The sequence below is a fragment of the Citrobacter sp. MGH100 genome (genome assembly GCF_001034465.1).
Taxonomy (GTDB): Bacteria; Pseudomonadota; Gammaproteobacteria; order Enterobacterales; family Enterobacteriaceae; genus Citrobacter; species Citrobacter youngae.
In genome coordinates this window covers 904,325-931,121 of record NZ_KQ089800.1, presented here as the reverse complement: position 1 = coordinate 931,121, position 26,797 = coordinate 904,325, and the positions used below count along the sequence as shown (strand labels likewise).

Below are 26,797 nucleotides of genomic sequence, written 5' to 3'. Positions count from 1 at the left end.
AGGACATGACAACATTACTCAATCCGTATTTTGGTGAATTTGGCGGTATGTATGTGCCACAGATTCTGATGCCTGCGCTGCGTCAACTGGAAGAAGCGTTCGTCAGTGCACAAAAAGACCCTGAGTTTCAGGCACAGTTTACAGACCTGCTGAAAAACTATGCTGGTCGCCCAACTGCACTGACCAAATGCCAGAACATTACTCAAGGCACCAACACCACGTTGTACCTTAAACGTGAAGATTTGCTGCACGGCGGCGCGCACAAAACCAACCAGGTGCTGGGCCAGGCGTTGCTGGCGAAGCGAATGGGTAAAACCGAGATCATCGCCGAAACCGGCGCGGGTCAGCATGGTGTGGCGTCTGCCCTTGCCAGCGCCTTGCTGGGTTTAAAGTGCCGTATTTATATGGGTGCGAAAGACGTCGAGCGCCAGTCGCCTAACGTTTTCCGTATGCGTCTGATGGGCGCTGAAGTGATCCCGGTTCACAGCGGTTCCGCGACGCTGAAAGATGCCTGTAATGAAGCGTTGCGCGACTGGTCTGGCAGCTATGATACTGCGCACTATATGCTCGGTACGGCGGCAGGTCCGCATCCCTTCCCGACCATTGTACGTGAATTCCAGCGCATGATCGGTGAAGAAACCAAAGCGCAGATCCTCGAAAAAGAGGGTCGCCTGCCGGACGCCGTGATCGCCTGCGTGGGCGGCGGTTCTAACGCCATCGGTATGTTCGCCGACTTTATTAATGAAACCAGCGTCGGTCTGATTGGCGTAGAGCCAGGCGGTCACGGGATTGAGTCTGGGGAACACGGCGCGCCGTTGAAACATGGTCGTGTCGGGATTTACTTCGGCATGAAGTCCCCGATGATGCAAACCGAAGAAGGACAGATTGAAGAGTCTTACTCTATTTCCGCCGGGCTGGACTTCCCGTCAGTCGGGCCACAGCACGCTTATCTGAACAGTATCGGACGTGCTGACTATGTATCGATTACTGATGATGAAGCGCTGGAAGCCTTCAAAACGCTGTGTCTGCATGAGGGGATTATCCCGGCGCTGGAGTCCTCCCATGCCCTGGCGCACGCGTTGAAAATGATGCGTGAAAATCCGGAAAAAGAGCAGTTACTGGTGGTTAATCTCTCCGGTCGCGGCGACAAAGACATTTTCACCGTACACGATATTCTGAAAGCGCGAGGGGAAATCTGATGGAACGTTACGAAAACCTGTTTGCACAGCTGAAGGACCGCAAAGAAGGCGCTTTTGTCCCCTTCGTGACCCTGGGCGATCCCTCTGTTGAACAGTCACTGAAAATCATTGATACGCTGATCGAAGCGGGTGCCGATGCGCTTGAGCTGGGTATTCCGTTCTCCGACCCGCTGGCCGACGGCCCAACCATTCAGGAAGCAACATTACGTGCGTTCGCGGCAGGCGTCACGCCGTCACAATGTTTTGAAATGTTGGCGTTGATTCGGCAAAAACACCCAACCATTCCAATTGGTTTACTGATGTATGCCAACCTGGTGTTCAGCAAGGGTATTGACGAATTTTACGCACAGTGTGAGAAGGTCGGCGTAGATTCGGTATTAGTCGCCGATGTGCCGGTTGAAGAGTCTGCGCCATTCAGAACGGCCGCATTACGTCATAATGTAGCGCCAATTTTCATTTGCCCGCCTAACGCTGACGAAGAACTGCTGCGTCAGATTGCCGCTCATGGCCGCGGTTATACCTATTTATTGTCACGCGCAGGCGTTACGGGTGCCGAAAATCGTGCGGCGTTACCGTTGCATCATCTGGTCGAAAAGCTGAAAGAATTCAATGCCCCGCCTTCTTTACAGGGCTTTGGTATCTCTGCACCGGAACAGGTGACAGGCGCCATTGAAGCAGGTGCTGCGGGGGCTATTTCCGGATCGGCGATTGTCAAAATCATTGAGAAAAATGTTGCAGCACCAGAGCAAATGCTGGCTGAGCTGAAAGCGTTTGTCAGCGCGATGAAAGCCGCCACCCAACAGTAAGCTAATTAAACCGCCAGTGACTTCTGGCGGTTTTACTCCCTGGCCTGCTTCATTTTGTACATGGCAGTATCCGCATTCTGGATTGCCGCATCCAGCTCCCCCTTCACCTCTGCAATCCCCCACGACACTGACAAGGGTATAGTGTTGCCGTCCACCACAAATACATGGCTGGTCACCTGTCCGCTTATACGCTGCGCAATCGCGATAGCATCACTGGGTGATGCTGCCAACTTACTGATTTAGTGTATGATGGTGTTTTTGAGGTGCTCCAGTGGCTTCTGTTTCTATCAGCTGTCCCTCCTGTTCAGCTACTGACGGGGTGGTGCGTAACGGCAAAAGCACCGCCGGACATCAGCGCTATCTCTGCTCTCACTGCCGTAAAACATGGCAACTGCAGTTCACTTACACCGCTTCTCAACCCGGTACGCACCAGAAAATCATTGATATGGCCATGAATGGCGTTGGATGCCGGGCAACTGCCCGCATTATGGGCGTTGGCCTCAACACGATTTTACGTCACTTAAAAAACTCAGGCCGCAGTCGGTAACCTCGCGCATACAGCCGGGCAGTGACGTCATCGTCTGCGCGGAAATGGACGAACAGTGGGGCTATGTCGGGGCTAAATCGCGCCAGCGCTGGCTGTTTTACGCGTATGACAGTCTCCGGAAGACGGTTGTTGCGCACGTATTCGGTGAACGCACTATGGCGACGCTGGGGCGTCTTATGAGCCTGCTGTCACCCTTTGACGTGGTGATATGGATGACGGATGGCTGGCCGCTGTATGAATCCCGCCTGAAGGGAAAGCTGCACGTAATCAGCAAGCGATATACGCAGCGAATTGAGCGGCATAACCTGAATCTGAGGCAGCACCTGGCACGGCTGGGACGGAAGTCGCTGTCGTTCTCAAAATCGGTGGAGCTGCATGACAAAGTCATCGGGCATTATCTGAACATAAAACACTATCAATAAGTTGGAGTCATTACCCATCACTGGCCTGAGAGCGAAACAGCAGGATCATAAATTCATCTCCGCCGGTGCGGATCACAAGATCGTGGCTGGTACGGGTGTTAGACAACATTCTGTTGGCGATAATTTGCAGCGCACGGTCCCCAGCAGCATGCCCCCAGGTATCATTGACGGCCTTGAACTTATTGCAATCCAGTAGCACTACCGAGCAATGTGATAAATCCCTGCGCTTGATGATGTCGAGAATTCGGCGATTAAAGCAGCCGGTCAGCGTATCAATATAAACTTTCAGGTCGCTTTCATTCAGCCATGATTTTAGCGAGAAAGTAATCATGATGAAAAAGAACGGCGCCAGCAGAATAACAATGCCGGCTTGCGTATCGCGCGCCATAAAACGGCCTAATGACAGCGAATAGTGCAGCGCATATTTTTCTGAGAAATTGCGCACCAAATAGCTGGATTGTCCCGCACATTTGCCGGATAAACAAAGGCTCTCTTTGTTGGTTAAATTCACTAACTCCACGTTCAATCCGGGAAGAATTTGATTATCAAACGCCTCGGCCAACGCTTCCTGCAGCTCGGGTTTCGAATGATCATAGACCAGATAGGCAACGATTTGGTCTGATATCTCTTTACCCGACAGATCGTAGATATAGCTCACCACGCTGTAGGCTTTTTCACCGGTAATTTTATCGGTATAGAAGTTTGTTGAACTGAGAGCTTTATTTTTGACATTTTTTTGCAGCAACCGGGTATAGAAATCGACGGGCGGATAGAAAAACTGCGTAATATCCATCGCCATTTCGGAGTCAGAAAAACTGAAATTGCGCGAGTCGGAAGCCATAAACCAGTAAAAATAATCTGAATGGCTGGCGATAATGTAACGATGCGCATCGAAGCTGCCTGGATTTAGCTCATTAACCATTCCACGAATGAACTCCGCCGCAGTATACATACACAGCGCATTATGGCTGGGTTGCTGAGCAATAATCGTCCCTGTCGCGGAATGAACCCGCTTTGGGTCGGCGTTAATTCCCCATTCATCTTTATTTCGCGGAACAAACTGCGCCATAACACCACACTGTTCGCCGGTTTTGATGTGGTAGTAACGCTCGCCAATCGCATCGGCAATTAGTTCATTATCGTTAAAAATGTCCAACATGTGAGCTTGCAGGCGGCTCACGCCTTCACTGGCGGTCGCCATACGCTGTTCATAAATGATAAACAGAAACAGCGAGGTAAATACCAACGTAATGAGCCCGGATACCAGCAGAGCCTGCCTGTTTCGGAGCTTATCCTGCACAATCTTCACGAGTCCACCCCGATAGTTAACAGTATTACCAAACCGGTTACCCGTTTATGTTGTTGCATAACAGCGTTGTATATGGATAAAGATGTTAACCATCCAGAGACTAATGAGTTGAAATAAGAAGCGCACTCGTGCACGAAAGTTACAGACTTATACAATAAAAGCACATTTTTGTTAACACAAATGCAAACTAATCATCACCTTCAATCGGATACCCTGCCCGACGGATGGCCTCACGGCAGTCGCTCACGCCTGCGGCATAGCCCGCTTCAATCTCGCAAACCGGGCTGGCGCTGCAGTAAGGTAGTGTGATTTGTGTGGCGATGACCTTTTCCAGGGCTTCCACCCTGCTCATGTAATTCAATAATTCGCGCGCAGCATACACGGCAAACTCTGTTGTATCATCGTCTATGGATGCTTCCATAAGGGAAATTTTTTGTTGTAACAGCTGACGGGTCAATATCATCGTCAATACCCTCAAAGCCAGTTTGCTTAAAGAGTAGCATTACATCGAAGGGGAGAAAGTCGGGAAGGGAAAAAGAGAGGAGAAAAAGCTGGCCGCGAAACGACCAGCCTATCAGACTGGAATCATTGACTTAAAAACGATAACCCGCAGAGAACATAAACACCCACGGATCGAGGCGTACGCTGTCACGCTGCTGGACGCCACCCATTTTATAGCTCGCGGTGGTGTCGATATCCATGTACCAGACTGACATGTTAATCAGCCAGTCGCGGTTGATCAGATAGTCCATACCGACCTGTCCTGCTGCACCCCAGGAGTCTTTCAGGCTCAGATCGGATAAACCTGCTTCTTTCCCGTTGTTGTTAAAACCTTCATCGAAGAAAGTCGTGTAGTTCACACCCACGCCAACGTAAGGACGCAGTTTGCTGCTGGAGTCGCCAAAGTACCACTGCGCCATTAACGTCGGCGGTAAATGATGAACGGTGGCAATATCACCGGTTGCCCCGGTGCCTATCTTATGGCGAAACGGCGTGGCTGCCAGTAATTCAACGCCAATATTGTCGGTTGCCATATAGGTGAATGTCAGGCCCAACTGCGTATTGTTGCTGACATCAAAGCCACCCAGGCTTCCCAGCGTACCACCCGCGCCTTCCGTCGGTCTGACGGTAGCCGAGCCTGCTCGAATAAAGAACTCTCCGGCCTCATGCGCAAATGCGTTACCAGAGAGAATAGTTGTTAAAGCCAATGCTGCAACTGTTAATTTTTTCATGTCCGCTCCATCGTTATGGTTATAAAAGCGGAACGAATATACCCACAATGGAGTAATAAGTGATCTAACCTGGATCACATTGAGTTTGATAATTTAACATTTATTGATCCAGATTAAGTTAGAACTTGCATTCAAAATCCTGGTTAAATTAATTCAGATCAATTTTGATATATTTTCACTATGCAAGTACCTTTAGCGACAACACGAAGCGTTGGTTATTTGAACGTGATGCACAGAGAACAAACAACGATGTTGCAAGATGCTGAAGTCCTGGCCAAAAATTACCGGAGCTTTACAAAGATATGCCTTTCCATACATCGTACGATGCTGCCACTGTAGAGTTATCCAGGGTACAATTGCGCGCAAATGAACACCTGCAAAACTCAAGGAGAGTGCATGTCTATCACGGCGAAATCCGTTTACCGTGACACGGGAAACTTTTTCCGTAATCAATTCATTACCATCTTGCTGGTATCGTTATTGTGCGCGTTTATCACAGTGGTGCTAGGGCATGCCTTTTCTCCCAGCGACGCGCAAATCGCGCAACTGAGCGAAGGGGATCAGCTAACCAGCAGTGTGGGCCTGTTCGATCTGGTACAGAATATGACGCCGGAGCAGCAGCAAATTTTGCTACGCGCTTCTGCAGCATCGACGTTTTCAGGGCTGATTGGTAATGCCATCCTTGCAGGAGGCATCATCCTGATGATTCAATTGATTTCGGCGGGTCATCGGGTTAGCGCATTACGCGCCATTGGCGCCAGCGCGCCGGTATTACCTAAATTGTTTATTCTGATTTTTCTGACTACCCTGCTGGTACAGGTCGGTATTATGCTGGTTGTCGTACCTGGTATTCTGTTGGCTATCTTGCTGGCCCTCGCGCCGGTGATGGTCGTGCAGGATAAAATGGGCGTCTTTGCCGCTATGCGCAACAGTATGCGTCTGGCGTGGTCTAATATGCGACTGGTAGCGCCGGCAGTAATCGGTTGGTTACTGGCAAAAACGCTGCTGTTGCTTTTTGCGCCAAGTTTTGCAGTACTAACGCCAAACGTAGGCGCGGTATTGGCGAATACGCTGAGCAATATGATCTCTGCTGTGCTGCTGATCTATTTGTTCCGCCTGTATATGCTGATTCGTCAATAAACCCTGAACGCATGCCGGGTGTGTTACCCAATGCTTTTTGATTACGGACTCGAAGAATGAAGCAGTTTCTTGATTTTTTACCGCTGGTTGTCTTTTTTGCTTTTTATAAGCTTTATGACATCTACGCGGCAACCTCGGCGCTTATTGTCGCAACAGCTGTGGTGTTGATTTACAGTTGGGTTCGCTATCGCAAAGTCGAGAAGATGGCGTTAATCACCTTTGTTCTGGTTGCTGTCTTCGGTGGCCTGACTATTTTCTTCCACAACGATGAATTCATTAAGTGGAAGGTTACGGTGATTTACGGACTGTTTGCCGGTGCACTGCTGGTTAGCCAGTGGGTGATGAAAAAACCGTTGATTCAGCGCATGTTAGGAAAAGAGCTGACGCTGCCGCAGCCGGTATGGTCGAAGCTAAATCTGGCCTGGGCCGTTTTCTTCATCCTGTGTGGACTGGCCAATATCTACATTGCGTTTTGGCTACCACAGAACATTTGGGTCAACTTCAAAGTGTTCGGTTTAACCGCCCTGACCTTATTCTTCACGTTGCTGAGCGGAATCTATATCTACCGCCATCTGCCGCAGGAAGATAAATCGTAATAAGTGTTCGCCAGATCTGCGGATCTGGCGAATTTTTACCCACCCACGCTCTTCGTGGCAGACAAGCTGGCTTACATCCCCTCCGCGCGCTGCATCCCCTCTGTTCTCCGCTCGTAAATTCTAGTAGCATCCCGCCTGTAATCTTTCTCTACAGTCGGTTCTACAATGACAACAACGAATAACACCCCCCAGGGTGAACTGGTTTTACGCACTCTGGCCATGCCTGCCGATACCAATGCTAACGGTGATATTTTTGGCGGCTGGCTGATGTCACAGATGGATATTGGTGGCGCTATTCAGGCCAAAGAGATCGCACATGGCCGCGTGGTGACGGTGCGAGTGGAAGGAATGAGCTTTTTGCGCCCGGTTGCCGTGGGTGATGTGGTCTGTTGCTACGCACGCTGCGTAAAACGCGGGACGACGTCAATCAGCATTAATATTGAAGTCTGGGTGAAGAAAGTCGCTTCGGAACCTATTGGCCAGCGTTACAAAGCCACTGAAGCCCTGTTTATCTACGTCGCTGTAGATAAAGACGGTAAACCTCGTCCGATACCAACACAGGTCTGATAACCGCGTTGACACCGTTATCAGACCTGCTTGCCGGAGAAAGCCTGACGCCGACTCCGGCACGCCAGTTACTCAATCTGCGCCGTACCGTTCAGACGGAATACGATATTCACCACCAGGCCAGATCCCGGTTTGCCCGCTTCGTAACGCCATCTGCGCATCGCATTTTTCACTTCACGCTCAAACATGTTGGCAGGCTGTGCGGAAAGCACTTCAACATTCTCCACACGGCCATCTGATGTCACATCAAACTTGACCTTCACCCGACCTTCAATGCGCAAAGCCTGCGCGCGCGCCGGATACTGTGGCTGATTACGACTTAAGGCGCGTGGCCCAGACGGTGCGCTAACCGCAGGTTTACTGGTTGCCGGCGCGGTGCTGGTCGTTGCCGAACGAGCAGGCGCCGTGTTCTCAAACGGCGATACTGGACGCGACTCAACCGGTTTCACGTCACGTTTGGGCTGCTCTTCAACCTTTTTCACCGGTTTTGGCTTCGGTTTTGGTTTAGGTTTCGGTTTCTCAATCACCACCGGCGCCTCTTTTGGCGGTTCCGGTATCGGTTCAGGTTCCGGTTCAGGCTCAACGACAGGCTGCGGCGGTGGTTGAACTGCCTGAGGTGGCTCAAGATCGGCAGGTGCGACCATCGTGATGGAGATCGGCTGCGCGGGTGCAGGCAGTTCAATAACCTGATGTACCGAGGTATACAGCAGACCCGCCACTACAGCGCCGTGAATGCCGACGGAAAGTAACGTCGGCCAGGGAAAGCGACGAGGTAAATCAAGGGTCATTGCAGTCATAATCGTTTCAGTTATAAAACCAGGCCTCGATTTTAAATGCAAATAGCAATCATATTCAATAAGCCCATGACAGTAAGCCGCATTTAAAACGCAATTTCATGTAAAAAAACCATTATCTTAATATGGCCTTAACAAAGCTATTATCTTTACGTTGCAGTTGCCAGGGCTTTCCAATAACGTAAACGCGACTTTTACCGATCAAGGAGCTCTACCCGTGCTGTATGTTATTTATGCTCAAGATATCGCAGATTCTCTCGAGAAACGTCTTTCCGTGCGCCCTGCTCACCTGGCCCGTCTGCAACTCCTCCATGATGAAGGTCGTCTACTGACGGCGGGCCCCATGCCAGCTGTCGACAGTAACGATCCGGGTGCGGCGGGATTTACCGGATCGACGGTGATTGCGGAATTTGAATCTTTAGAGGCAGCGCAGGCGTGGGCAGATGCCGACCCGTATGTAGCTGCAGGCGTTTATGCGCAAGTTTCGGTCAAACCGTACAAAAAAGTATTTTAAGAAACAGAACGGACAGGAATACATTGGGCACCGCAACGGTGCCCTTTTTGGATCAAATGCTGTAGATCGCAAACAGCAACGAATTTCGTTGATGATTGAGAATGCATTTTCTGATGGAGTGGATACGCATGTTACGGCGCGATTGCCCTTCAAGCCAACGTGCTTTACGGCGGCTAGCCTGACGCAGCATCCGCCAGCGTCCCACTTCCGTTCTACTACGCTTCATGTTAACTACTCTTCCAGTCACAGAGCGGGCATTATACCCCCAGACCGCATGCAGACCAGTGGTTTTCCCGTGTTTTTATTTGCCAGATGACTCCTGATGCGTAAACTCTTAACAATACGCTTTCAAAAGGATTTTTAATTTTATGACAACCTTCTACACCGTGGTGAGTTGGCTGGTCATTCTGGGTTACTGGGTACTCATTGCTGGCGTAACGTTACGCATTCTGATGAAGCGACGCGCAGTACCCTCCGCAATGGCCTGGCTTTTGATCATCTATATACTGCCATTGGTAGGGATCATTGCTTATCTGTCCTTTGGTGAACTCCACCTGGGCAAACGCCGCGCCGAGCGCGCCAGAGCGATGTGGCCATCAACAGCCAAATGGCTGAACGATCTCAAAGCCTGCAAACATATATTCGCGCAAGAAAACAGCAGCGTTGCCTCCTCATTATTTAAGTTATGCGAGCGTCGCCAGGGCATTGCCGGCGTTAAGGGAAATCAGCTGCAGCTGCTCACCAGTTCAGATGACGTGATGCAGGCGTTAATCCGTGATATTCAGCTGGCGCGTCACAACATTGAAATGGTGTTCTACATCTGGCAACCTGGCGGTATGGCCGATCAGGTCGCGGAATCATTAATGGCCGCCGCGAGGCGTGGCATTCACTGTCGCCTGATGCTGGACTCCGCCGGCAGCGTGGCATTCTTCCGCAGTCCGTGGGCGGCGATGATGCGCAACGCGGGTATCGAGGTGGTCGAAGCGCTGAAGGTTAACCTGATGCGTGTATTTTTACGCCGTATGGACCTGCGCCAGCACCGTAAAATGATCATGATCGACAACTACATCGCCTACACCGGTAGCATGAATATGGTCGATCCGCGTTTCTTTAAACAGGATGCCGGTGTCGGACAATGGGTTGATTTAATGGCAAGAATGGAAGGCCCGGTGGCCACCGCTATGGGCATCGTCTACTCATGCGACTGGGAAATTGAAACCGGTAAACGTATTTTACCGCCGCCTCCCGATGTCAACATCATGCCGTTTGAGCAGGCCAGCGGGCACACCATTCACACTATTGCCTCCGGTCCTGGCTTCCCTGAAGACTTGATCCATCAGGCCTTATTGACCGCCGCATATTCTGCTCGTGAATATTTAATCATGACCACCCCCTACTTCGTCCCCAGTGACGATCTGCTGCACGCCATCTGTACGGCAGCGCAGCGTGGTGTAGATGTCAGCATCATTCTTCCACGCAAGAATGACTCGATGCTGGTTGGCTGGGCAAGCCGGGCTTTTTTCACCGAGTTGCTGGCGGCAGGCGTGAAAATCTACCAGTTCGAAGGTGGGTTGTTACATACCAAGAGCGTGCTGGTTGATGGCGAATTGAGTCTGGTCGGTACTGTTAACCTGGATATGCGCAGCCTGTGGCTGAATTTTGAGATAACACTAGTGATTGACGATGCCGGATTCGGCGGTGACCTCGCTGCGGTACAGGATGATTATATTTCGCGTTCCCGCCTGCTAGATGCACGTTTGTGGGTAAAACGACCACTCTGGCAGCGTATCGCTGAGCGACTGTTTTACTTCTTTAGCCCGTTGCTGTAAAACGTGCCCATCAGACAGTAAACAGGTAGTCATTATGGATATGGATTTGAACAACCGCCTGACCGAAGACGAAACGCTCGAGCAGGCTTATGACATTTTTCTCGAACTGGCGGCGGACAATCTCGATCCGGCCGACATCCTTCTGTTCAATTTGCAGTTTGAAGAGCGTGGCGGTGCAGAGTTATTCGACCCTGCACAAGACTGGCAGGAGCACGTTGATTTTGACCTGAATCCTGACTTCTTCGCCGAAGTGGTGATTGGTCTGGCAGACTCAGAAGACGGCGAGATTAACGATATTTTTGCGCGTGTTCTGTTATGTCGCGAAAAAGATCACAAACTCTGCCACATCCTCTGGCGTGAATAATGAAAACAAAAAGCTGCTCTCGCAGCTTTTTTTATTTCTAGTCAGGCAATTTACTTCCGCAACGATTACAAAATTGCGCGCTGTGCTCATGCTGGCTTTGTTGGCACTGTGGACATTTGCGCTGATTTTGCCGGTGCTGAAACGCACTACTCATATGTGTTGTTATCAATCCTGTCGGGATTGCGATAACCGAATAACCAATCAGGATCAGCACTGACGCAACCATGCGGCCAAGCGGTGTATGCGGGGTAATATCACCATAGCCAACAGTTGTAACCGTAACGATTGCCCAATATACCGACGCATTCAGCGTAGTAAAACCATATTTCGGGCCTTCAATCAGGTACATCAGGGCGCCAAAGACAATCATCAGAATGGCAATAAACGAATAAAACAGCATCAACTGATGACGGGCACTTTTAATTGCGCTCCAGAACACACGCAGCGACGGCATAAATCGCAGCAGTTTGAGTATTCGCAGTACACGCAGCACGCGCATCGCTCGCCAGGCGAAAACATAACTCAGACTAATTTCCGGCCATAGCCACATCACATACAGTGGCAGAATTGTCGCGAGATCGATAATTCCCCAGAAGCTAAACACATATTTTGCAGGATTGGCCCAGCAGCACAATCTGAGCAGATATTCGATGGTAAAGACCAGCGTAATAAAGACTTCCAGCCAGACAAAAATATGCCATTCATCATAGGTTAAATGGTATTGCGTCCCGACCCCAGACTCAATGAAGATAACAATCACGCTCAGCAATGCGAACAGTGCGCACATGCCTTCAAAACGGCGCCCCGAGCGCGTGTCTAAATCAAATAATGTACGATAGAGAGTACGGCGAACAGAAGAGACTAAGCCTGACACATTTACCTCACCAAAAAGAAGGGCTGACAGTGTGTCAGCCCTCTCGATTATAGCGGGTCTACTTTTAAGCAGGAAACCGCGTGTCGGAAACTCCCTTCAAGTACAGGACGCGTTTTCGCGCATTCTGGGCCGGCGATCGGACAACGTGTGCGGAACACACACCCCGAAGGCGGATTAATCGGGGAGGGTAACTCACCTTCCAGCAGTTGGATAACCTTGTTCCTCTCCATATCAGGATCGGGAATTGGCACCGCTGACATTAGTGCTTTGGTATAGGGATGCAGCGGATTATGGTACACCTCGTCATAGGTCCCCAACTCCACCGCATGTCCGAGATACATCACCAGCACACGATCGGAAATATGCTTAACCACTGCCAGGTCATGGGCAATGAAGATTAATGATAAGCCCATCTCACGCTGTAATTGCTGCAACAGGTTAACAACCTGCGCCTGAATCGACACATCCAGCGCGGATACAGGCTCATCACAAATTATCAGCTTCGGCTCAAGGATCAACGCGCGAGCAATACCAATACGCTGGCACTGCCCACCGGAAAACTCGTGCGGGTAGCGGTTAATCAGGTTAGGCAGTAACCCCACTTTCATCATCATCGCCTTTACGCGGTCACGGACTTCCTGCCCAGGCAGATTCGGGTGATAAGTCCGCAGCGGTTCGGCGATAATTTCACCGATGGTCATACGTGGGTTTAACGATGCCAGCGGATCCTGGAAAATCATCTGGATGTCACTGCGCACTGCCCGCCACTCATCGGGTTTCATGCCAAGCAAATCTTTGCCGAGCCAGGCGACTTTACCATCAGTCGCTTTTACCAGACCGATAATCGCACGCGCAAACGTCGATTTCCCGCAACCCGATTCCCCCACTACGCCTAATGTTTCGCCCTCATACAGACGTAGGGTCACGCCATCAACGGCTTTCAGCGTTTTCGACGGTTGCCAGAACCACTGTTTACCATCTTTGATGTCGAAATGGACTTTCAGATCGGCAATTTCGAGGAGTACTTTTCGTTGTTCGGTTACCGCATTCATACCAGTTCCTCCACCGGTTTAAAGCAGGCGCGCAGACGGCCTGGACTAAACTCTTCCAGTGGCGGAGCACTGTTACAGATTTCCATGGCATGCGGGCAACGGGGCTGGAACGGGCAGCCTTTCGGTAAACGCAACAGATTCGGCGGATTACCCGGGATAGTCAGCATTTCTTCCCCTTCGGCATCCAGACGCGGGACGGCATTAAGCAGGCCAATCGAATACGGATGAACCGGCTTATAAAAGACATCGCGCGCACTGCCATACTCCATCGTGCGTCCGGCATACATCACCAACACCTTGTCGCAAATACCAGCAACAACACCGAGGTCGTGAGTAATCATGATAATTGCGGTATTGAATTCACTTTTCAGCTCATTTAGCAGCGTCATGATTTGCGCCTGAACCGTGACATCCAGCGCAGTAGTCGGTTCATCGGCTATCAGTAATTTTGGCCTGCACAGCAGCGCCATGGCGATCATGACGCGCTGACGCATCCCGCCGGAGAATTCATGCGGATACATTTTCATTCGCTTACGCGCTTCCGGCATTTTCACCGCATCCAGCATCCTGACTGATTCTTCAAAGGCTTCCGCTTTGCTCATACCTTTATGTAGCATCAGAACTTCCATTAACTGTTCGCCGACCCGCATATACGGATTCAGAGAGGTCATGGGATCCTGGAAGATCATCGAGATTTGCTCGGCGCGTAGCTTGTTCAGCTCACGCTCCGGTAAGTTCAGGATCTCACGACCGTTGAATGTAGCGGAGCCGCCAATCCGGCCATTTGCGGCCAGCAGGCCCATCAAGGCAAATGCAGTCTGCGACTTACCTGAACCAGACTCACCAACAATACCCAGCGTTTCCCCGGCGCGTAGTGAAAAGTTTAAATCGTTTACTGCAGTAACATCACCATCTGGGGTGGCAAACGTCACTCGCAGATCGGTAACGTTTAGCAGTGCGTTAGCCTGTTGTTGCGCGAGCGGCGCGGTTGAGGTCTCAATTACGCTCATGGCGGCACTCCTTAACGGTCTTTCGGGTCGAGGGCATCACGCAGGCCATCGCCAATAAAGTTAAAACAAAATAGCGTCACCACCAGGAACCCTGCCGGAAACAGCAGTAACCATGGTGATACTTCCATCGAGTTGGCACCATCGCTGAGCAGTGCGCCCCAGCTACTTAGCGGCTCTTGTGTGCCAAGTCCCAGGAAGCTCAGGAACGATTCAAACAGGATCATGCTGGGAACCAGCAATGAGGCGTAGACCACCACCACACCGAGTACGTTTGGCACAATGTGGCGCACAACAATACGCACGGTAGACACCCCACCGACCTGGGCTGCTTCAATAAACTCTTTGCGCTTCAGGCTCAGCGTCTGGCCACGAACGATACGCGCCATATCAAGCCAGGACACCATCCCAATCGCCACAAAGATTAACAGGATGTTTTGCCCAAAGAAGGTAACCAACAGAATAACGAAGAACATGAACGGGAAGGAGTTAAGGATTTCCAGCAGACGCATCATCACAGAGTCGATTTTGCCGCCCAGGTAACCCGACAGTGAACCGTACAGCGTGCCCACAATCACCGCCACCAGCGCCGCAGCAATCCCCACCATCAACGAGATCCGTCCACCAATAGCCACCCTCACCAGCAGATCACGGCCAGATGAGTCAGTGCCAAAATAGTGCCCAGACTCCGTATCAGGCGCGCTGGACATCATGCCCCAGTCAGTATCGAAGTAGGTAAACTGCGATAACATGGGTGCCAACGTCACAAACAGCGCAATAATCACCAGTACCACGAGGCTGGCTACTGCCGCTCGGTTATGCATAAAGCGTCGACGAGCGTCCTGCCACAGGCTGCGGCCTTCGACCTCCAGCTTCTCACTGAAATTCTCCAGCGCTTCGCTGTTTTTCTTACTTAACATCATAGCGAGCTCCAGTATCAGTAACGGATTTTCGGGTCGATTACGGCATACAGCACATCGACAATCGCGTTAAACACGATGGTCAGCGCGCCAACCAGAATGGTCAGGCTCAGTACCAGCGAGTAATCGCGGTTTAATGCGCCATTCACGAACAACTGCCCAATCCCTGGTAAACCATAGATAGTTTCAATAACCATCGAACCGGTAATGATGCCGACAAACGCGGGCCCCATATAGGACAACACCGGCAACAGCGCAGGTTTTAACGCATGGCGGAAAATAATCCGTCGCATCGGCAACCCTTTAGCACGCGCGGTCCGAATAAAGTTAGAGTGCAGCACTTCAATCATCGAGCCGCGGGTAATACGCGCAATACTGGCAATATAGGCCAGGGATAGCGCCACCATGGGCAGGATCATAAATTTCAGCGCCCCACCGTTCCAACCGCCACCGGGTAGCCATTTCAGTGTGATCGCAAATATCATGACTAATAAGGGGGCAACGACAAAACTGGGGATCACCACCCCGGTCATCGCCACCCCCATAACCGTATAATCCCAACGCGTGTTTTGCTTCAACGCGGCGATTACGCCCGCACTAACACCGATCACCACCGCCAGAATAAAGGCCGCAGCCCCCAGCTTCGCGGAAACCGGAAAGCTTGACGCGACCAGGTCATTAACGGTGTAGTCTTTATATTTAAAGGATGGTCCAAAATCACCGTGCGCCAGCTGTTTCAGATAGCTAAAGTACTGCGTTGAGATCGGATCATTAAGATGGTATTTCGCTTCAATATTCGCCAGAACTTCTGGCGGTAAGGCGCGCTCTCCGGTGAAAGGACTTCCCGGCGCAAGACGCATCATAAAGAATGAAATCGTAATAAGAATAAATAGTGTCGGAATCGCTTCCAGACAGCGGCGTAATATAAATTTCAACATTGCCCGTACCTTCTGGCGTGTGCCTTTATACCCGTCATACTTCAAGCTGCAGGTGCGTTGGCTTTGCTCGCGCACGCCCGTCACTTACTTAAGTAAGCTCCTGGCGATTCGCTGCGTTGCCGCCTTCCTGCAACGTGAATTATTTAGGGTATACCTCTCTTTGTCTAAAGAGGTATTTATAGTTCGAAGAAAAAGACACTGTAGGGCAACCTTAATCGCCCCACGTCTTGCCATTAATGCTTGATAATATACAAGTCTTTAACGTGGATATTATCCATCGGGTCTTTACCGGAGTATCCGCCTACCCAAGGTTTCACCAGACGGGCGTTGACGTAGTAGAACACCGGTACAATTGCAGAGTCTTTATCCAGCAGCTGTTCTGCTTGCGAATACAGTTCACTGCGCTGAGCATCATCAGTCGCTTTCAGGGTATCAGCAATCAACTTGTCAAATGCAGGGCTCTTATAGTGGACGGTGTTGTTGGAGCTATCGGACAGTACCATATTCAGGAAAGACGTCGGTTCATTATAATCCGCACACCAGCCTGCGCGTGAAACATCATAGTTGCCCTGATGACGCGTATCGAGGAACGTCTTCCACTCCTGATTTTCCAGCTTCACATTCGCACCCAGATTTTTCTTCCAGATGGATGCCGCAGCGATAGCCAGCTTCTTGTGCAGATCGGAGGTGTTATACAGCAGATCAAAGGTCAACGGTTTTTCAGCGGTGAAGCCAGCTTCGGCCAGCAGTTTTTTCGCCTCTTCGTTACGTTTTTCCTGTGACCACTTGAACCACTCTGGCTCAACCAGTTTAGCGCCATCAGTATACGGCGGGGTAAAGCTATAGGCGGGCAGATCGCCCTGGTTTTTCACTTTGTTGACGATGATGTCACGATCCAGCGCCAGCTTCAGGGCGGTACGTACACGAACATCGTTGAACGGTGCTTTTTGGTTGTTAATTTCGTAATAGTAGGTGCACAGATAAGGATCAACGTGAACTTCGTTCGGGATCTCTTTTTTCAGTTTCTGGAATAACTCAATCGGCATGTTGTTATAGGTCATGTCGATTTCACCGCTGCGATAGCGGTTCACGTCAGTCACTTCAGAAGAAATTGGCAGGTATGTGACCTGGTTAATAATGGTTTTCGCGTTGTCCCAGTAGTGAGTATTACGCTCAAGTACAATACGCTCGTTGACAACCCAGTCTTTCAGTTTATAAGAGCCGTTAGAAACGATGTTAGCGGGCTGGGTCCATTTTTCACCGAATTTTTCCACCACGGCTTTAGGCACAGGGGAAAGAGAAGAGTGCACAAGGAGTTTGTAGAAATAAGGAACAGGTTCACTCAGAGTCACTTCAAAGGTATGGTCATCAATCGCTTTTACACCGAGATCGGTAACTGGCTTCTTACCAGCGATGATGTCATCAATATTGACAATATGTCCGTACTGTAAATAGCTGGCGTACGGTGAAGCAGTATTGGGGTTCGCCAGACGTTGCCAGCTATAGACGAAATCTTGTGCGGTAACAGGCGTTCCGTCAGACCATTTAGCGTCTTTACGCAGATGGAATGTCCAGACTTTAAAATCTTTATTTTCCCATTTATCAGCCACACCCGGCGATGGTTTGCCATCAACGTCACTGATTAATAAACCTTCAAATAAATCACGGCTAATGTTGGATTCCGGTACACCTTCGATTTTATGCGGATCGAGTGACTGAACTTCCGAACCATTATTACGCACCAGAGTCTGCTTCTCAGCCAACTGAACGCCTGCTGGTACCACTGCTGCTGTAGCAACATTTCCAGCGATTAGCGCAGTTAGGATCCCCGCAGCTACTAAACTTTTTTTAGTGATGTTAGTCATTGTGTTTGTACTCCCTCATTATTATGGCTGGTTTTATAACCAGACTGTTAATCCTGTCAGGATCCCTGTACGACACCGGAGATTTTCTGCCGTCAGGTGTTTTTTTGTTTACTGCTCGCTATCACCGACTTTATTTATTCTGGCGATTCGTTTGATCGCCTTGCGTCGATTATCTACGTGCCTCCCCTGCCGGAAGCACGCTATTACCCTGTTGAGAGAGATCAAATGAAAATTATTCTCATCAACGTGAAATCTTCTGCTAAATACCTGGCCGGAAAGTATCAAATGCGTTTCTTCACCGCCAATACATTTTACAGATTTGTTAACCAATTCTCTTTTATCGAAAAAAAAACGCACAACAAAAGCATTGATACGGCAATTTTTTAACGATAAAATCAATTAATTCAATGCGTTACGTGAGACACTCGACTCATCGCCCTGTCCGGCATCGAAGAGACGTCAAAATGCACATAAATTTAACAATTGGTTATTAATTAGCACATTCATCTAAATTAGGTGCTGAAATAACTAATAACATTTCGATAATCCTTCAGCAAGCCCAAGAGTATGATGTTAATAAAATAACAATGCTGCCCTGGTTCATCTGTTCTGCTGAAAAGATAATTGTGTTGAAAATCAATACATAAAAATGCAGTGGCTATCAGCATCTTTTATTACTGCTATGGCGCGTTTCAACTTTAGTGAGAAGTATTACTGATAATGGTGGGAAACGGAGCCTGGAAGCAGCTCCGTTTATATTGATTCGGTGGATTCAGGCAAGTAAGCCCGGGAAAATGGATTTGATCCCGGTCACAATGAACTCAATGCCCAACGCCATGAGTAACAACCCCATAATACGCGTAATGACGTTGATGCCCGTTTGGCCCAGCAGGCGAACTAACCACGGCGCCATACGAAACAATCCCCAACAGCACAGCGCAAACAGCGCAATCGCCACGAAAAAGCCGAACAGATTAATAGCACTATGGTAACGCGTGCCCCAGACGATCGTTGAGCTTATTGCCCCCGGCCCCGCCATTAACGGCAGCGCTAACGGGACAACGCCAATGCTCTCGCGTATCGCCGTCTCCGACTTTTCCTGCTTGTTTTGCTTATCTTCCCCAAGTTTTCCGCTGATCATCGACATCGCGATAGTCACGACCAGGATACCACCGGCAATCCTGAACGAATCAATTGAGATACCAAACAATTGCAGAATTCCATCCCCCAGAAACAGAGAGATCCACAGAATGATAGCAACCGACAGGTTTGCCGTAAGGTTGGTTTTATTGCGTGCGGCAGCGGTTTGGTAGCTGGTCATGCTGATAAAGACAGGGATGATCCCTACCGGGTTGACCAATGCAAATAACCCAATGAAAAATTTAAAATAAACAGGAAAATCGAATAGCGTATGGATCACGGTTAGCTCCGAAGCGTTAGCCGGATAAAATGAGTCATAAAATTGATGAAATCCGCGCTGAAGATACGCCTTTTGTCAGCATACTTCACCTGCTATCTGCGTATATCTACGTAAATACGCTACCATTACTCAGTGTTATTAATATGTATTAAATATGCTAATGTTAACCTCATTCATTACATCAATTTTTTAACACTTACCAAGAAACGCTAAAAGGGCCTGCTGAAAGGTGTCAGCTTTGCGGAAATTTGATCCAGATCACGCAATTACTACTCAGAAGTGAGTAATCTTGCTTACGCCACCTGGAGGTAACGCGTTAGAGTTAAATGACGCTAACGCATAAGCTCTTTTAGTAAATCAAAGTAAAGTGGACGTTAATTAACCGTTTTATTTTCAAAACGTTATACGATTTTTCGTCGGTCTGTCTATACTCTCGTATCGAGCAGATGATTTACTAAAAAAGTTTAACATTATCAGGAGAGCATTATGGCTGTTACTAATGTCGCTGAACTTAACGCACTTGTAGAGCGCGTAAAAAAAGCCCAGCGTGAATATGCCAGTTTCACTCAAGAACAGGTTGACAAAATCTTCCGCGCCGCCGCTCTGGCAGCCGCAGACGCTCGAATCCCTCTCGCGAAAATGGCCGTTGCCGAATCCGGCATGGGCATCGTCGAAGACAAAGTGATCAAAAACCACTTTGCTTCCGAATACATTTACAACGCTTATAAAGATGAAAAGACCTGTGGTGTTCTGTCTGAAGACGACACTTTCGGTACTATCACCATCGCTGAACCGATTGGTATCATCTGCGGTATCGTTCCGACCACTAACCCGACATCTACTGCTATCTTCAAATCGCTGATCAGCCTGAAGACGCGTAACGCCATCATCTTCTCTCCACATCCGCGTGCTAAAGATGCCACTAACAAAGCGGCTGACATCGTTCTGCAGGCTGCTATCGCTGCTGGCGCACCGAAAGACCTGATCGGCTGGATCGATCAACCTTCCGTTGAACTGTCTAATGCTCTGATGCATCACCCGGACATCAACCTGATCCTTGCGACCGGCGGCCCAGGCATGGTTAAAGCAGCATACAGCTCCGGTAAACCAGCAATCGGTGTAGGTGCAGGTAACACCCCGGTTGTTATTGACGAAACTGCGGATATTAAGCGCGCGGTTGCTTCTGTTCTGATGTCTAAAACCTTCGATAACGGCGTAATCTGTGCTTCTGAACAGTCCGTTGTTGTTGTTGACTCTGTATACGATGCAGTTCGTGAACGTTTCGCTAGCCACGGCGGCTACATGCTGCAGGGTAAAGAGCTGAAAGCCGTTCAGGACGTTATCCTGAAAAATGGCGCACTGAACGCCGCTATCGTTGGTCAGCCGGCATATAAAATTGCTGAACTGGCAGGCTTCTCGGTTCCGGAAACAACTAAGATCCTGATCGGTGAAGTGAAAGTTGTTGATGAAAGCGAGCCGTTTGCTCACGAAAAACTGTCCCCGACGCTGGCGATGTACCGTGCGAAAGATTTCGAAGATGCGGTAGACAAAGCAGAGAAACTGGTTGCGATGGGTGGTATCGGCCACACTTCTTGCCTGTACACTGACCAGGACAACCAACCAGAACGCGTTGCTTACTTCGGTCAGATGATGAAAACTGCGCGTATCCTGATTAACACCCCGGCTTCACAGGGTGGTATCGGCGACCTGTACAACTTTAAGCTCGCACCTTCCCTGACTCTGGGTTGTGGTTCCTGGGGTGGTAACTCCATCTCTGAAAACGTTGGTCCTAAGCACCTGATCAACAAGAAAACCGTTGCTAAGCGAGCTGAAAACATGTTGTGGCACAAACTTCCGAAATCTATCTACTTCCGTCGTGGCTCTCTGCCAATCGCGCTGGATGAAGTGATTACCGATGGTCACAAACGTGCTCTGATCGTGACCGACCGCTTCCTGTTTAACAACGGTTATGCAGACCAGATCACCTCCGTTCTGAAAGCAGCCGGCGTTGAAACCGAAGTGTTCTTTGAGGTTGAAGCTGACCCGACTCTTAGCGTTGTTCGTAAAGGTGCTGAGCTGGCTAACTCCTTCAAGCCTGACGTTATCATCGCACTGGGCGGTGGTTCCCCGATGGACGCCGCGAAAATCATGTGGGTGATGTACGAACATCCGGAAACCCATTTCGAAGAGCTGGCGCTGCGCTTTATGGACATCCGTAAACGTATCTATAAGTTCCCGAAAATGGGCGTGAAAGCGAAAATGATCGCCGTCACCACCACTTCCGGTACCGGTTCTGAAGTGACTCCGTTTGCGGTTGTTACCGACGATGCAACGGGTCAGAAATACCCGCTGGCTGACTACGCATTGACCCCAGACATGGCAATTGTCGATGCCAACCTGGTTATGGATATGCCGAAATCACTGTGTGCATTCGGTGGTCTGGATGCGGTGACTCACGCTCTGGAAGCTTACGTTTCCGTACTGGCATCTGAATTCTCTGACGGTCAGGCTCTGCAAGCGCTGAAACTGCTGAAAGAAAACCTGCCTGCGTCCTACCATGAAGGTTCTAAGAACCCGGTAGCGCGTGAGCGTGTTCACAGTGCAGCAACCATCGCCGGTATTGCGTTTGCTAACGCCTTCCTGGGTGTATGTCACTCAATGGCGCACAAGCTGGGTTCTCAGTTCCACATTCCTCACGGTCTGGCGAACGCCCTGCTGATCAGCAACGTCATTCGTTATAACGCGAACGACAACCCGACTAAACAGACTGCTTTCAGCCAGTATGATCGTCCGCAAGCTCGTCGTCGCTACGCAGAAATCGCAGACCATCTGGGTTTAAGCGCACCGGGCGACCGTACTGCGGCTAAAATCCAGAAACTGCTGGCATGGCTGGAAGAAATCAAAGCTGAACTGGGTATTCCTAAATCTATCCGTGAAGCTGGCGTTCAGGAAGCTGACTTCCTGGCACACGTCGATAAACTGTCCGAAGATGCGTTTGACGACCAGTGCACCGGTGCTAACCCGCGTTACCCGCTGATTTCTGAACTCAAACAGATCCTGCTGGATACGTACTACGGTCGTGAGTATAGCGAAGGTGAAACTGCTGCTAAAACTGAGCCAGCAGCAGCGCCTAAAGCTGAGAAAAAAGCGAAAAAATCCGCTTAATGCACTCACATAAGTTTTAGTATCTTCATAAACGGCCCTTTGGGGCCGTTTTTTTTTGCCATACTCAACGAAAATCAGACTATGCAGACGCCAGCCACCGAGGTGAAAAGGCGTAAGGGAAATAGGTGTGAAAGTGGCACCAGAAGGCAATACGCAGGGTATCGCTTCTGGCTAAAGCAGAGGCCTACCCTGCGATTTTAACTCAGCAGGAGAACAGAGGAGGGTTAATCGTGGCTGTGACGTTCCTGAATGGCCGTCAGAGAGCCTTCAGACTGTGCTTCCTTATAATGCTTGCGGCACACCGATACATAGCGTTCATTTCCGCCTATAACGACCTGCTCTCCTTCGTTATAAGGTCTTCCGGCCTGATCAAGGCGTAATACCATGCTGGCCTTACGGCCACAGAAACAAATAGTTTTTAATTCAACCAGCTTATCTGACCATGCAAGCAGGTATTCGCTACCACCGAAGAGTTCACCACGAAAATCAGTGCGTAAGCCATAACACAACACGGGAATATCCAGTTGATCAACAACCTCTGATAATTCATAAACCTGCTGTCGCGTCAGAAACTGAGACTCATCAACCAGCACGCAGTGAATTCGTTGCTGCGCATTCTCCGCACGAATCTCCTCGAACAATGATGAATTTTGGTTAAACAATTTTGCAGGTGACGACAGGCCTATACGTGAACTTACTTTTCCCGCGCCAAAACGGTCATCAATTTCCGCTGTATATACAACGGCACGCATCCCACGTTCCTGATAATTGTATGAAGATTGCAGCAATGCCGTCGACTTGCCTGCATTCATTGCAGAATAGTAAAAATAAAGCTGTGCCATTGTGTATCGGCCCTCACCGGGGAAAATAAATATGGGCAGGATTGTATCATATTTCACAAACATGTCGGTGCAGCGTGACATCCGGGATGTATAAAAGAACGTGCGAACATCGCCCTGTTTCGTCTAAATACCCCGCTGCGCGGAAGTGTCCTTGAGTACTTTCTCAAGTGTACGATAGAGTGAAAGTCCGCTGCCAAAGCACAAACAACCTGAAGTATGATGAGTATATACACATTCTTTCACAAATAGTGCTCCTGAAATTCATCAACGTCACTTATCATCACCGCGCAATAAAGAAACCCTGCCCTTATTGTTATTGCATCTAACGATAGCCACCTTGTAATAGGGGATTCCCGTAAGCAAAACTAATACAAAAGGTTGAAATCACTGCAAAGAGATACTATTTGTACACCATGAAATGTGACCTGAATCTTGAATTTTTACTCGCTGCTGCCATGAAGCCCGCATACCAATAAGCCTTTTTTATGCCCGACATCGTCGTAAAATTAAGACAGAACAATTAATACAGACACTAAATAAAGAGCAATTTTGAATTCCTTACATTCCTGGCTATTGCACAACTGAATTTATCGCTCTATTATTAGCTCAACAAACCACCCCCAATATAAGTTTGAGATTACTACAATGAGCGAAGCACTTAAAATTCTGAACAACATCCGTACTCTTCGTGCGCAGGCGAGAGAATGTACTCTGGAAACGCTTGAAGAAATGCTGGAAAAATTAGAAGTTGTAGTTAGCGAGCGTCGCGAAGAAGAAAGCGCTGCGGCTGCTGAAGTTGAAGAGCGTACTCGTAAACTGCAACAATATCGTGAAATGCTGATTGCTGATGGTATCGATCCGAACGAACTGCTGAATAGCATGGCAGCGGTTAAGTCCGGTACCAAAGCTAAACGCGCAGCGCGTCCGGCTAAATATAGCTACGTTGACGAAAACGGTGAAACTAAAACCTGGACTGGCCAGGGTCGTACACCGGCTGTGATCAAAAAAGCGATGGAAGAACAAGGTAAACAACTGGACGATTTCCTGATCAAGGAATAATTCAGAAATAGTTTGCTTAAAATCCCGCCACTGGCGGGATTTTTTTTACCCGTACTTCGCACATCGCCCTACCCAAATTAGGTATAAAAAAACGGCGCTGGATTAGCAGCGCCGTTCTGTCCTTATAATACCGCGAGGTTACTTCTTAATACCCATCTCATCTTCAAGCCACGCTTTAAATTCAGCGCCAAGCGTATTATGGCGAATACCATATTCAACAAACGCCTGCATATAGCCCAGCTTATTACCACAGTCATGGCTTTTACCCTTCATGTGATAGGCTTCTACCGTTTCTTTTTCGATCAGCATATCGATAGCATCGGTCAGCTGAATTTCATCACCTGCTCCCGGAGGTGTTTTTGCCAGCAGAGGCCAGATATCCGCACTGAGAACATAACGCCCCACAACGGCCAGATTAGATGGCGCAACGTCTGCTTTCGGTTTTTCTACCACGCCAACCATCGGTACGCTTTCACCAGGCGTTAATTCAACGCCCTTGCAATCAACAACGCCATAAGCCGTTACGTCTGCTACAGGCTCCACCATAATCTGGCTGCTGCCTGTTTCATCAAAACGGTGGATCATTTCAGCAAGGTTGTCACGGGATAAATCAGATTCGTATTCGTCAAGAATAACGTCCGGCAGGATGACCGCAACGGGTTCATCGCCAACAACCGGATGGGCACACAATACCGCGTGCCCCAGACCTTTTGCCAACCCCTGACGCACCTGCATAATAGTGACATGCGGAGGGCAAATAGATTGCACTTCTTCCAGAAGCTGACGTTTTACGCGCTTTTCAAGCATCGCTTCAAGTTCAAAGCTGGTATCAAAGTGGTTTTCAATTGAATTTTTAGACGAGTGAGTCACGAGTACAATTTCAGTGATGCCCGCAGCAATACATTCGTTCACGACGTACTGAATTAATGGCTTATCAACCAACGGTAGCATCTCTTTCGGGATTGCCTTCGTAGCCGGTAACATCCTGGTTCCTAATCCCGCAACCGGGATAACGGCCTTTTTGACTTTTGAATTTAGGGCAGCCATTTAAAACTCTCCTGGACTGTTCATATATTGAACGTGTTCATCAATCTGTTTCGCATCCGAGTATATCAGTACCGCAGTAAGCTTCTGGTCTGAAAAGGACGCACGTCGGTATAATTAAGATAAATACGAATAAATCTGCCGCTGATAGTAGCACTCACAGCGTAAGGGAGGTAAACCAATTTCATTCACTCCCCTCTCGATTGTTCATTCCGCAGACAACATCAGGCGCAGGCGACCGCCTGCCCCCCAAATTTGGCACTGCCAGGATTCACAGCGATGACTTAGCTGATTCAAATACGTATTACCTAACGTGCCCAGCGGAACACCATTACTGATTTGTACGTGATGTGAACCGGTATTTAATGTCGCATTCAGCCCAGCCGATACCAGAATCAGATTTTTTAATCCACTATGGTAATACCCCACCAGCAGTGGAAACTGTCCGGGTAAATTAGCCTGACGCAGTAAATGATTCACCTGTTTCAATAACGCACCGAGCTCAGGCAAACGTTGATTCTGATGGGTGAGCTGTTCTTGCAGCAAACCATTAAACAGCGCGCGCAGTAATAATGCAGCCAGGACACCATTATCCCCGGCCCTTGTCACATCCAGACAATAGAAGGCGAGATCGTGGTCCGACAATGGAGCAATATCCAGTACCAGCCCTGGCTGATCGGCGGCGACCAACTGGCGGTAGTTAACCCGACAATGCGAGATAACCTGCGACACTGGGGGCTGCAATTCTTGCAACAGTTTTGCAGCAGCTGCAGGATCGCCCACCATCGCATCCCAGTCGCGAAACAGCCGCTCTTCTTCTTCCACACGAGAATTAAACATATTGGGATAAAGACACGCAAAAACGGTTTCTCGCAGGCGGTTAAGGTCCTTCACGGGCTTTAAAAGAACATCATCCACACCGAGTCGTAATGCTTTGGCAATATCGGCCATATTTTCCGTTGCGGAGATCACCAGAATAGGCGTCTGATCGCCACGATTACGCAGATACTCAACCAGTTTAAGGCCGTTCATTCTCGGCATAGCGAGATCGCAAATCATCAGGTCGGGGGTGAAGCGCCCCAGTAACTCCAGCGCATCAAGCCCGTCTCCCGCTACTGCTGTTGTCGCTCCCAAAGAGGAAAACCATGAATCCAGAAGCGAGCGAAATACCGGCTCATCTTCAACGATAAGAATCTGTTTTCCGACCAATGGCTGCGTCATATTCTCCCCCCTGACTGGCTTTAGTAAATAGTGGCATGCTATTGCAACTCACGCCTGTCAGAATTTGCTTA

25 protein-coding genes and 3 pseudogenes are annotated in these 26,797 nt (G+C 49.3%); 12 read left to right on the top strand and 16 right to left on the bottom strand.

The window, feature by feature from the left end; all coding sequences use genetic code 11:
• Positions 1-5 precede the first annotated feature (5 nt).
• Complete coding sequence (gene trpB, locus SK32_RS04400; protein WP_003020645.1) at positions 6-1,199, top strand: tryptophan synthase subunit beta; 1,194 nt, start codon at positions 6-8, stop codon at positions 1,197-1,199.
• A complete protein-coding gene (gene trpA, locus SK32_RS04395; RefSeq protein WP_048211489.1) occupies positions 1,199-2,005 on the top strand; it encodes a tryptophan synthase subunit alpha in 807 nt (268 codons plus the stop codon). The genes trpB and trpA overlap by 1 nt, the downstream gene beginning before the upstream one ends.
• Positions 2,006-2,037: 32 nt before the next feature.
• Here trpA and SK32_RS25920 read toward each other — a convergent pair.
• Positions 2,038-2,220 (bottom strand): annotated as a pseudogene (locus tag SK32_RS25920) (GGDEF domain-containing protein); the annotation flags it as partial.
• 56 nt (positions 2,221-2,276) lie between these two features.
• On the opposite strand from SK32_RS25920, the gene SK32_RS04390 reads away from it, so the two are divergent.
• Positions 2,277-2,974 (top strand): IS1-like element IS1A family transposase gene (locus SK32_RS04390; RefSeq protein WP_094096600.1). Its coding sequence is split into 2 segments (ribosomal slippage): positions 2,277-2,526 and positions 2,526-2,974, totalling 699 coding nucleotides; the frame shifts between segments, so codons are not numbered across the junction.
• Positions 2,975-2,990: 16 nt separating this feature from the next.
• Here SK32_RS04390 and SK32_RS04385 read toward each other — a convergent pair.
• From SK32_RS04385 to ompW, 3 genes and pseudogenes are all read right to left on the bottom strand, one after another.
• Positions 2,991-4,283, bottom strand: a pseudogene (locus SK32_RS04385) (GGDEF domain-containing protein); the annotation flags it as partial.
• A gap of 187 nt (positions 4,284-4,470) precedes the next feature.
• Positions 4,471-4,746: a hypothetical protein gene (locus tag SK32_RS04380; RefSeq protein ID WP_048211488.1), complete on the bottom strand. Its 276-nt coding sequence runs from the start codon at positions 4,744-4,746 to the stop codon at positions 4,471-4,473.
• A 130-nt stretch (positions 4,747-4,876) separates the two neighbouring features.
• On the bottom strand, positions 4,877-5,515 hold the full coding sequence (ompW, locus tag SK32_RS04375) for an outer membrane protein OmpW (RefSeq protein ID WP_048211487.1): 639 nt from the start codon (positions 5,513-5,515) through the stop codon (positions 4,877-4,879).
• Between the two features lie 281 nt (positions 5,516-5,796).
• Between ompW and SK32_RS26375 the strand changes: the two are divergent.
• From SK32_RS26375 to yciA, 4 genes and pseudogenes are all read left to right on the top strand, one after another.
• Positions 5,797-5,883, top strand: a pseudogene (locus SK32_RS26375) (YkgJ family cysteine cluster protein); the annotation flags it as partial.
• A 28-nt stretch (positions 5,884-5,911) separates the two neighbouring features.
• On the top strand, positions 5,912-6,655 hold the full coding sequence (locus SK32_RS04370; protein ID WP_040233207.1) for a YciC family protein: 744 nt from the start codon (positions 5,912-5,914) through the stop codon (positions 6,653-6,655).
• Between the two features lie 56 nt (positions 6,656-6,711).
• A complete protein-coding gene (locus SK32_RS04365) occupies positions 6,712-7,251 on the top strand; it encodes a septation protein A (protein ID WP_005126421.1) in 540 nt (179 codons plus the stop codon).
• Positions 7,252-7,416: 165 nt separating this feature from the next.
• Positions 7,417-7,818, top strand: coding sequence for an acyl-CoA thioester hydrolase YciA (gene yciA / locus SK32_RS04360; protein ID WP_048211486.1), 402 nt, complete (start codon positions 7,417-7,419; stop codon positions 7,816-7,818).
• A gap of 68 nt (positions 7,819-7,886) precedes the next feature.
• On the opposite strand, the gene tonB is transcribed toward yciA, so the two are convergent.
• Positions 7,887-8,606, bottom strand: coding sequence for a TonB system transport protein TonB (gene tonB / locus SK32_RS04355; RefSeq protein ID WP_048212575.1), 720 nt, complete (start codon positions 8,604-8,606; stop codon positions 7,887-7,889).
• Positions 8,607-8,829: 223 nt separating this feature from the next.
• Between tonB and SK32_RS04350 the strand changes: the two genes are divergently transcribed.
• Positions 8,830-9,126 carry a YciI family protein gene (locus tag SK32_RS04350; RefSeq protein WP_048211485.1) on the top strand — a complete coding sequence of 99 codons (297 nt, stop codon included), beginning with the start codon at positions 8,830-8,832 and terminating at the stop codon, positions 9,124-9,126.
• 52 nt (positions 9,127-9,178) lie between these two features.
• Here the strand turns inward: SK32_RS04350 and SK32_RS25915 are convergent, their stop codons facing one another.
• Positions 9,179-9,352 (bottom strand): YciY family protein, encoded by a 174-nt coding sequence (locus tag SK32_RS25915; protein WP_005126414.1) that lies wholly within the window; start codon positions 9,350-9,352, stop codon positions 9,179-9,181.
• Between the two features lie 142 nt (positions 9,353-9,494).
• Between SK32_RS25915 and cls the strand changes: the two genes are divergently transcribed.
• The gene (gene cls / locus SK32_RS04345) at positions 9,495-10,955 is read left to right on the top strand and encodes a cardiolipin synthase (RefSeq protein WP_048211484.1); all 1,461 of its coding nucleotides are present in this window, start codon (positions 9,495-9,497) and stop codon (positions 10,953-10,955) included.
• A 34-nt stretch (positions 10,956-10,989) separates the two neighbouring features.
• Positions 10,990-11,319: an HI1450 family dsDNA-mimic protein gene (locus SK32_RS04340; RefSeq protein ID WP_040233211.1), complete on the top strand. Its 330-nt coding sequence runs from the start codon at positions 10,990-10,992 to the stop codon at positions 11,317-11,319.
• A gap of 37 nt (positions 11,320-11,356) precedes the next feature.
• On the opposite strand, the gene SK32_RS04335 is transcribed toward SK32_RS04340, so the two are convergent.
• The 7 genes from SK32_RS04335 to ychE all read right to left on the bottom strand — a co-directional run bounded on the left by SK32_RS04335 (position 11,357) and on the right by ychE (position 19,395).
• Positions 11,357-12,193: an ion transporter gene (locus SK32_RS04335; protein ID WP_048211483.1), complete on the bottom strand. Its 837-nt coding sequence runs from the start codon at positions 12,191-12,193 to the stop codon at positions 11,357-11,359.
• A 47-nt stretch (positions 12,194-12,240) separates the two neighbouring features.
• A complete protein-coding gene (oppF, locus tag SK32_RS04330) occupies positions 12,241-13,245 on the bottom strand; it encodes a murein tripeptide/oligopeptide ABC transporter ATP-binding protein OppF (protein ID WP_048211482.1) in 1,005 nt (334 codons plus the stop codon).
• Entirely contained in the window at positions 13,242-14,255 is a 1,014-nt protein-coding gene (gene oppD, locus SK32_RS04325) for a murein tripeptide/oligopeptide ABC transporter ATP-binding protein OppD (RefSeq protein WP_005126407.1), read from the bottom strand. The genes oppF and oppD overlap by 4 nt, the downstream gene beginning before the upstream one ends.
• 11 nt (positions 14,256-14,266) lie before the next feature.
• Positions 14,267-15,175: an oligopeptide ABC transporter permease OppC gene (gene oppC / locus SK32_RS04320; RefSeq protein WP_048211481.1), complete on the bottom strand. Its 909-nt coding sequence runs from the start codon at positions 15,173-15,175 to the stop codon at positions 14,267-14,269.
• 14 nt (positions 15,176-15,189) lie between these two features.
• Positions 15,190-16,110, bottom strand: coding sequence for an oligopeptide ABC transporter permease OppB (oppB, locus tag SK32_RS04315; RefSeq protein ID WP_005126405.1), 921 nt, complete (start codon positions 16,108-16,110; stop codon positions 15,190-15,192).
• A 233-nt stretch (positions 16,111-16,343) separates the two neighbouring features.
• Positions 16,344-17,975, bottom strand: coding sequence for an oligopeptide ABC transporter substrate-binding protein OppA (oppA, locus tag SK32_RS04310; RefSeq protein ID WP_048211480.1), 1,632 nt, complete (start codon positions 17,973-17,975; stop codon positions 16,344-16,346).
• A gap of 772 nt (positions 17,976-18,747) precedes the next feature.
• Positions 18,748-19,395, bottom strand: a complete 648-nt coding sequence (gene ychE / locus SK32_RS04300; protein ID WP_048211478.1) for an NAAT family transporter YchE — start codon at positions 19,393-19,395, stop codon at positions 18,748-18,750.
• Between the two features lie 486 nt (positions 19,396-19,881).
• Here ychE and adhE point away from each other — a divergent pair, with 486 nt between their 5' ends.
• On the top strand, positions 19,882-22,560 hold the full coding sequence (gene adhE, locus SK32_RS04295; RefSeq protein WP_048211477.1) for a bifunctional acetaldehyde-CoA/alcohol dehydrogenase: 2,679 nt from the start codon (positions 19,882-19,884) through the stop codon (positions 22,558-22,560).
• 224 nt (positions 22,561-22,784) lie between these two features.
• On the opposite strand, the gene tdk is transcribed toward adhE, so the two are convergent.
• Complete coding sequence (gene tdk, locus SK32_RS04290; protein ID WP_005126397.1) at positions 22,785-23,402, bottom strand: thymidine kinase; 618 nt, start codon at positions 23,400-23,402, stop codon at positions 22,785-22,787.
• Between the two features lie 645 nt (positions 23,403-24,047).
• Here tdk and hns point away from each other — a divergent pair.
• The gene (hns, locus tag SK32_RS04285; protein ID WP_003020723.1) at positions 24,048-24,461 is read left to right on the top strand and encodes a histone-like nucleoid-structuring protein H-NS; all 414 of its coding nucleotides are present in this window, start codon (positions 24,048-24,050) and stop codon (positions 24,459-24,461) included.
• A gap of 138 nt (positions 24,462-24,599) precedes the next feature.
• Here hns and galU read toward each other — a convergent pair whose 3' ends face one another.
• Both galU and rssB read right to left on the bottom strand, forming a co-directional pair.
• On the bottom strand, positions 24,600-25,508 hold the full coding sequence (gene galU, locus SK32_RS04280; protein ID WP_045443617.1) for a UTP--glucose-1-phosphate uridylyltransferase GalU: 909 nt from the start codon (positions 25,506-25,508) through the stop codon (positions 24,600-24,602).
• Between the two features lie 204 nt (positions 25,509-25,712).
• Positions 25,713-26,726 (bottom strand): two-component system response regulator RssB, encoded by a 1,014-nt coding sequence (gene rssB / locus SK32_RS04275; protein ID WP_048211476.1) that lies wholly within the window; start codon positions 26,724-26,726, stop codon positions 25,713-25,715.
• Positions 26,727-26,797: the final 71 nt, after the last annotated feature.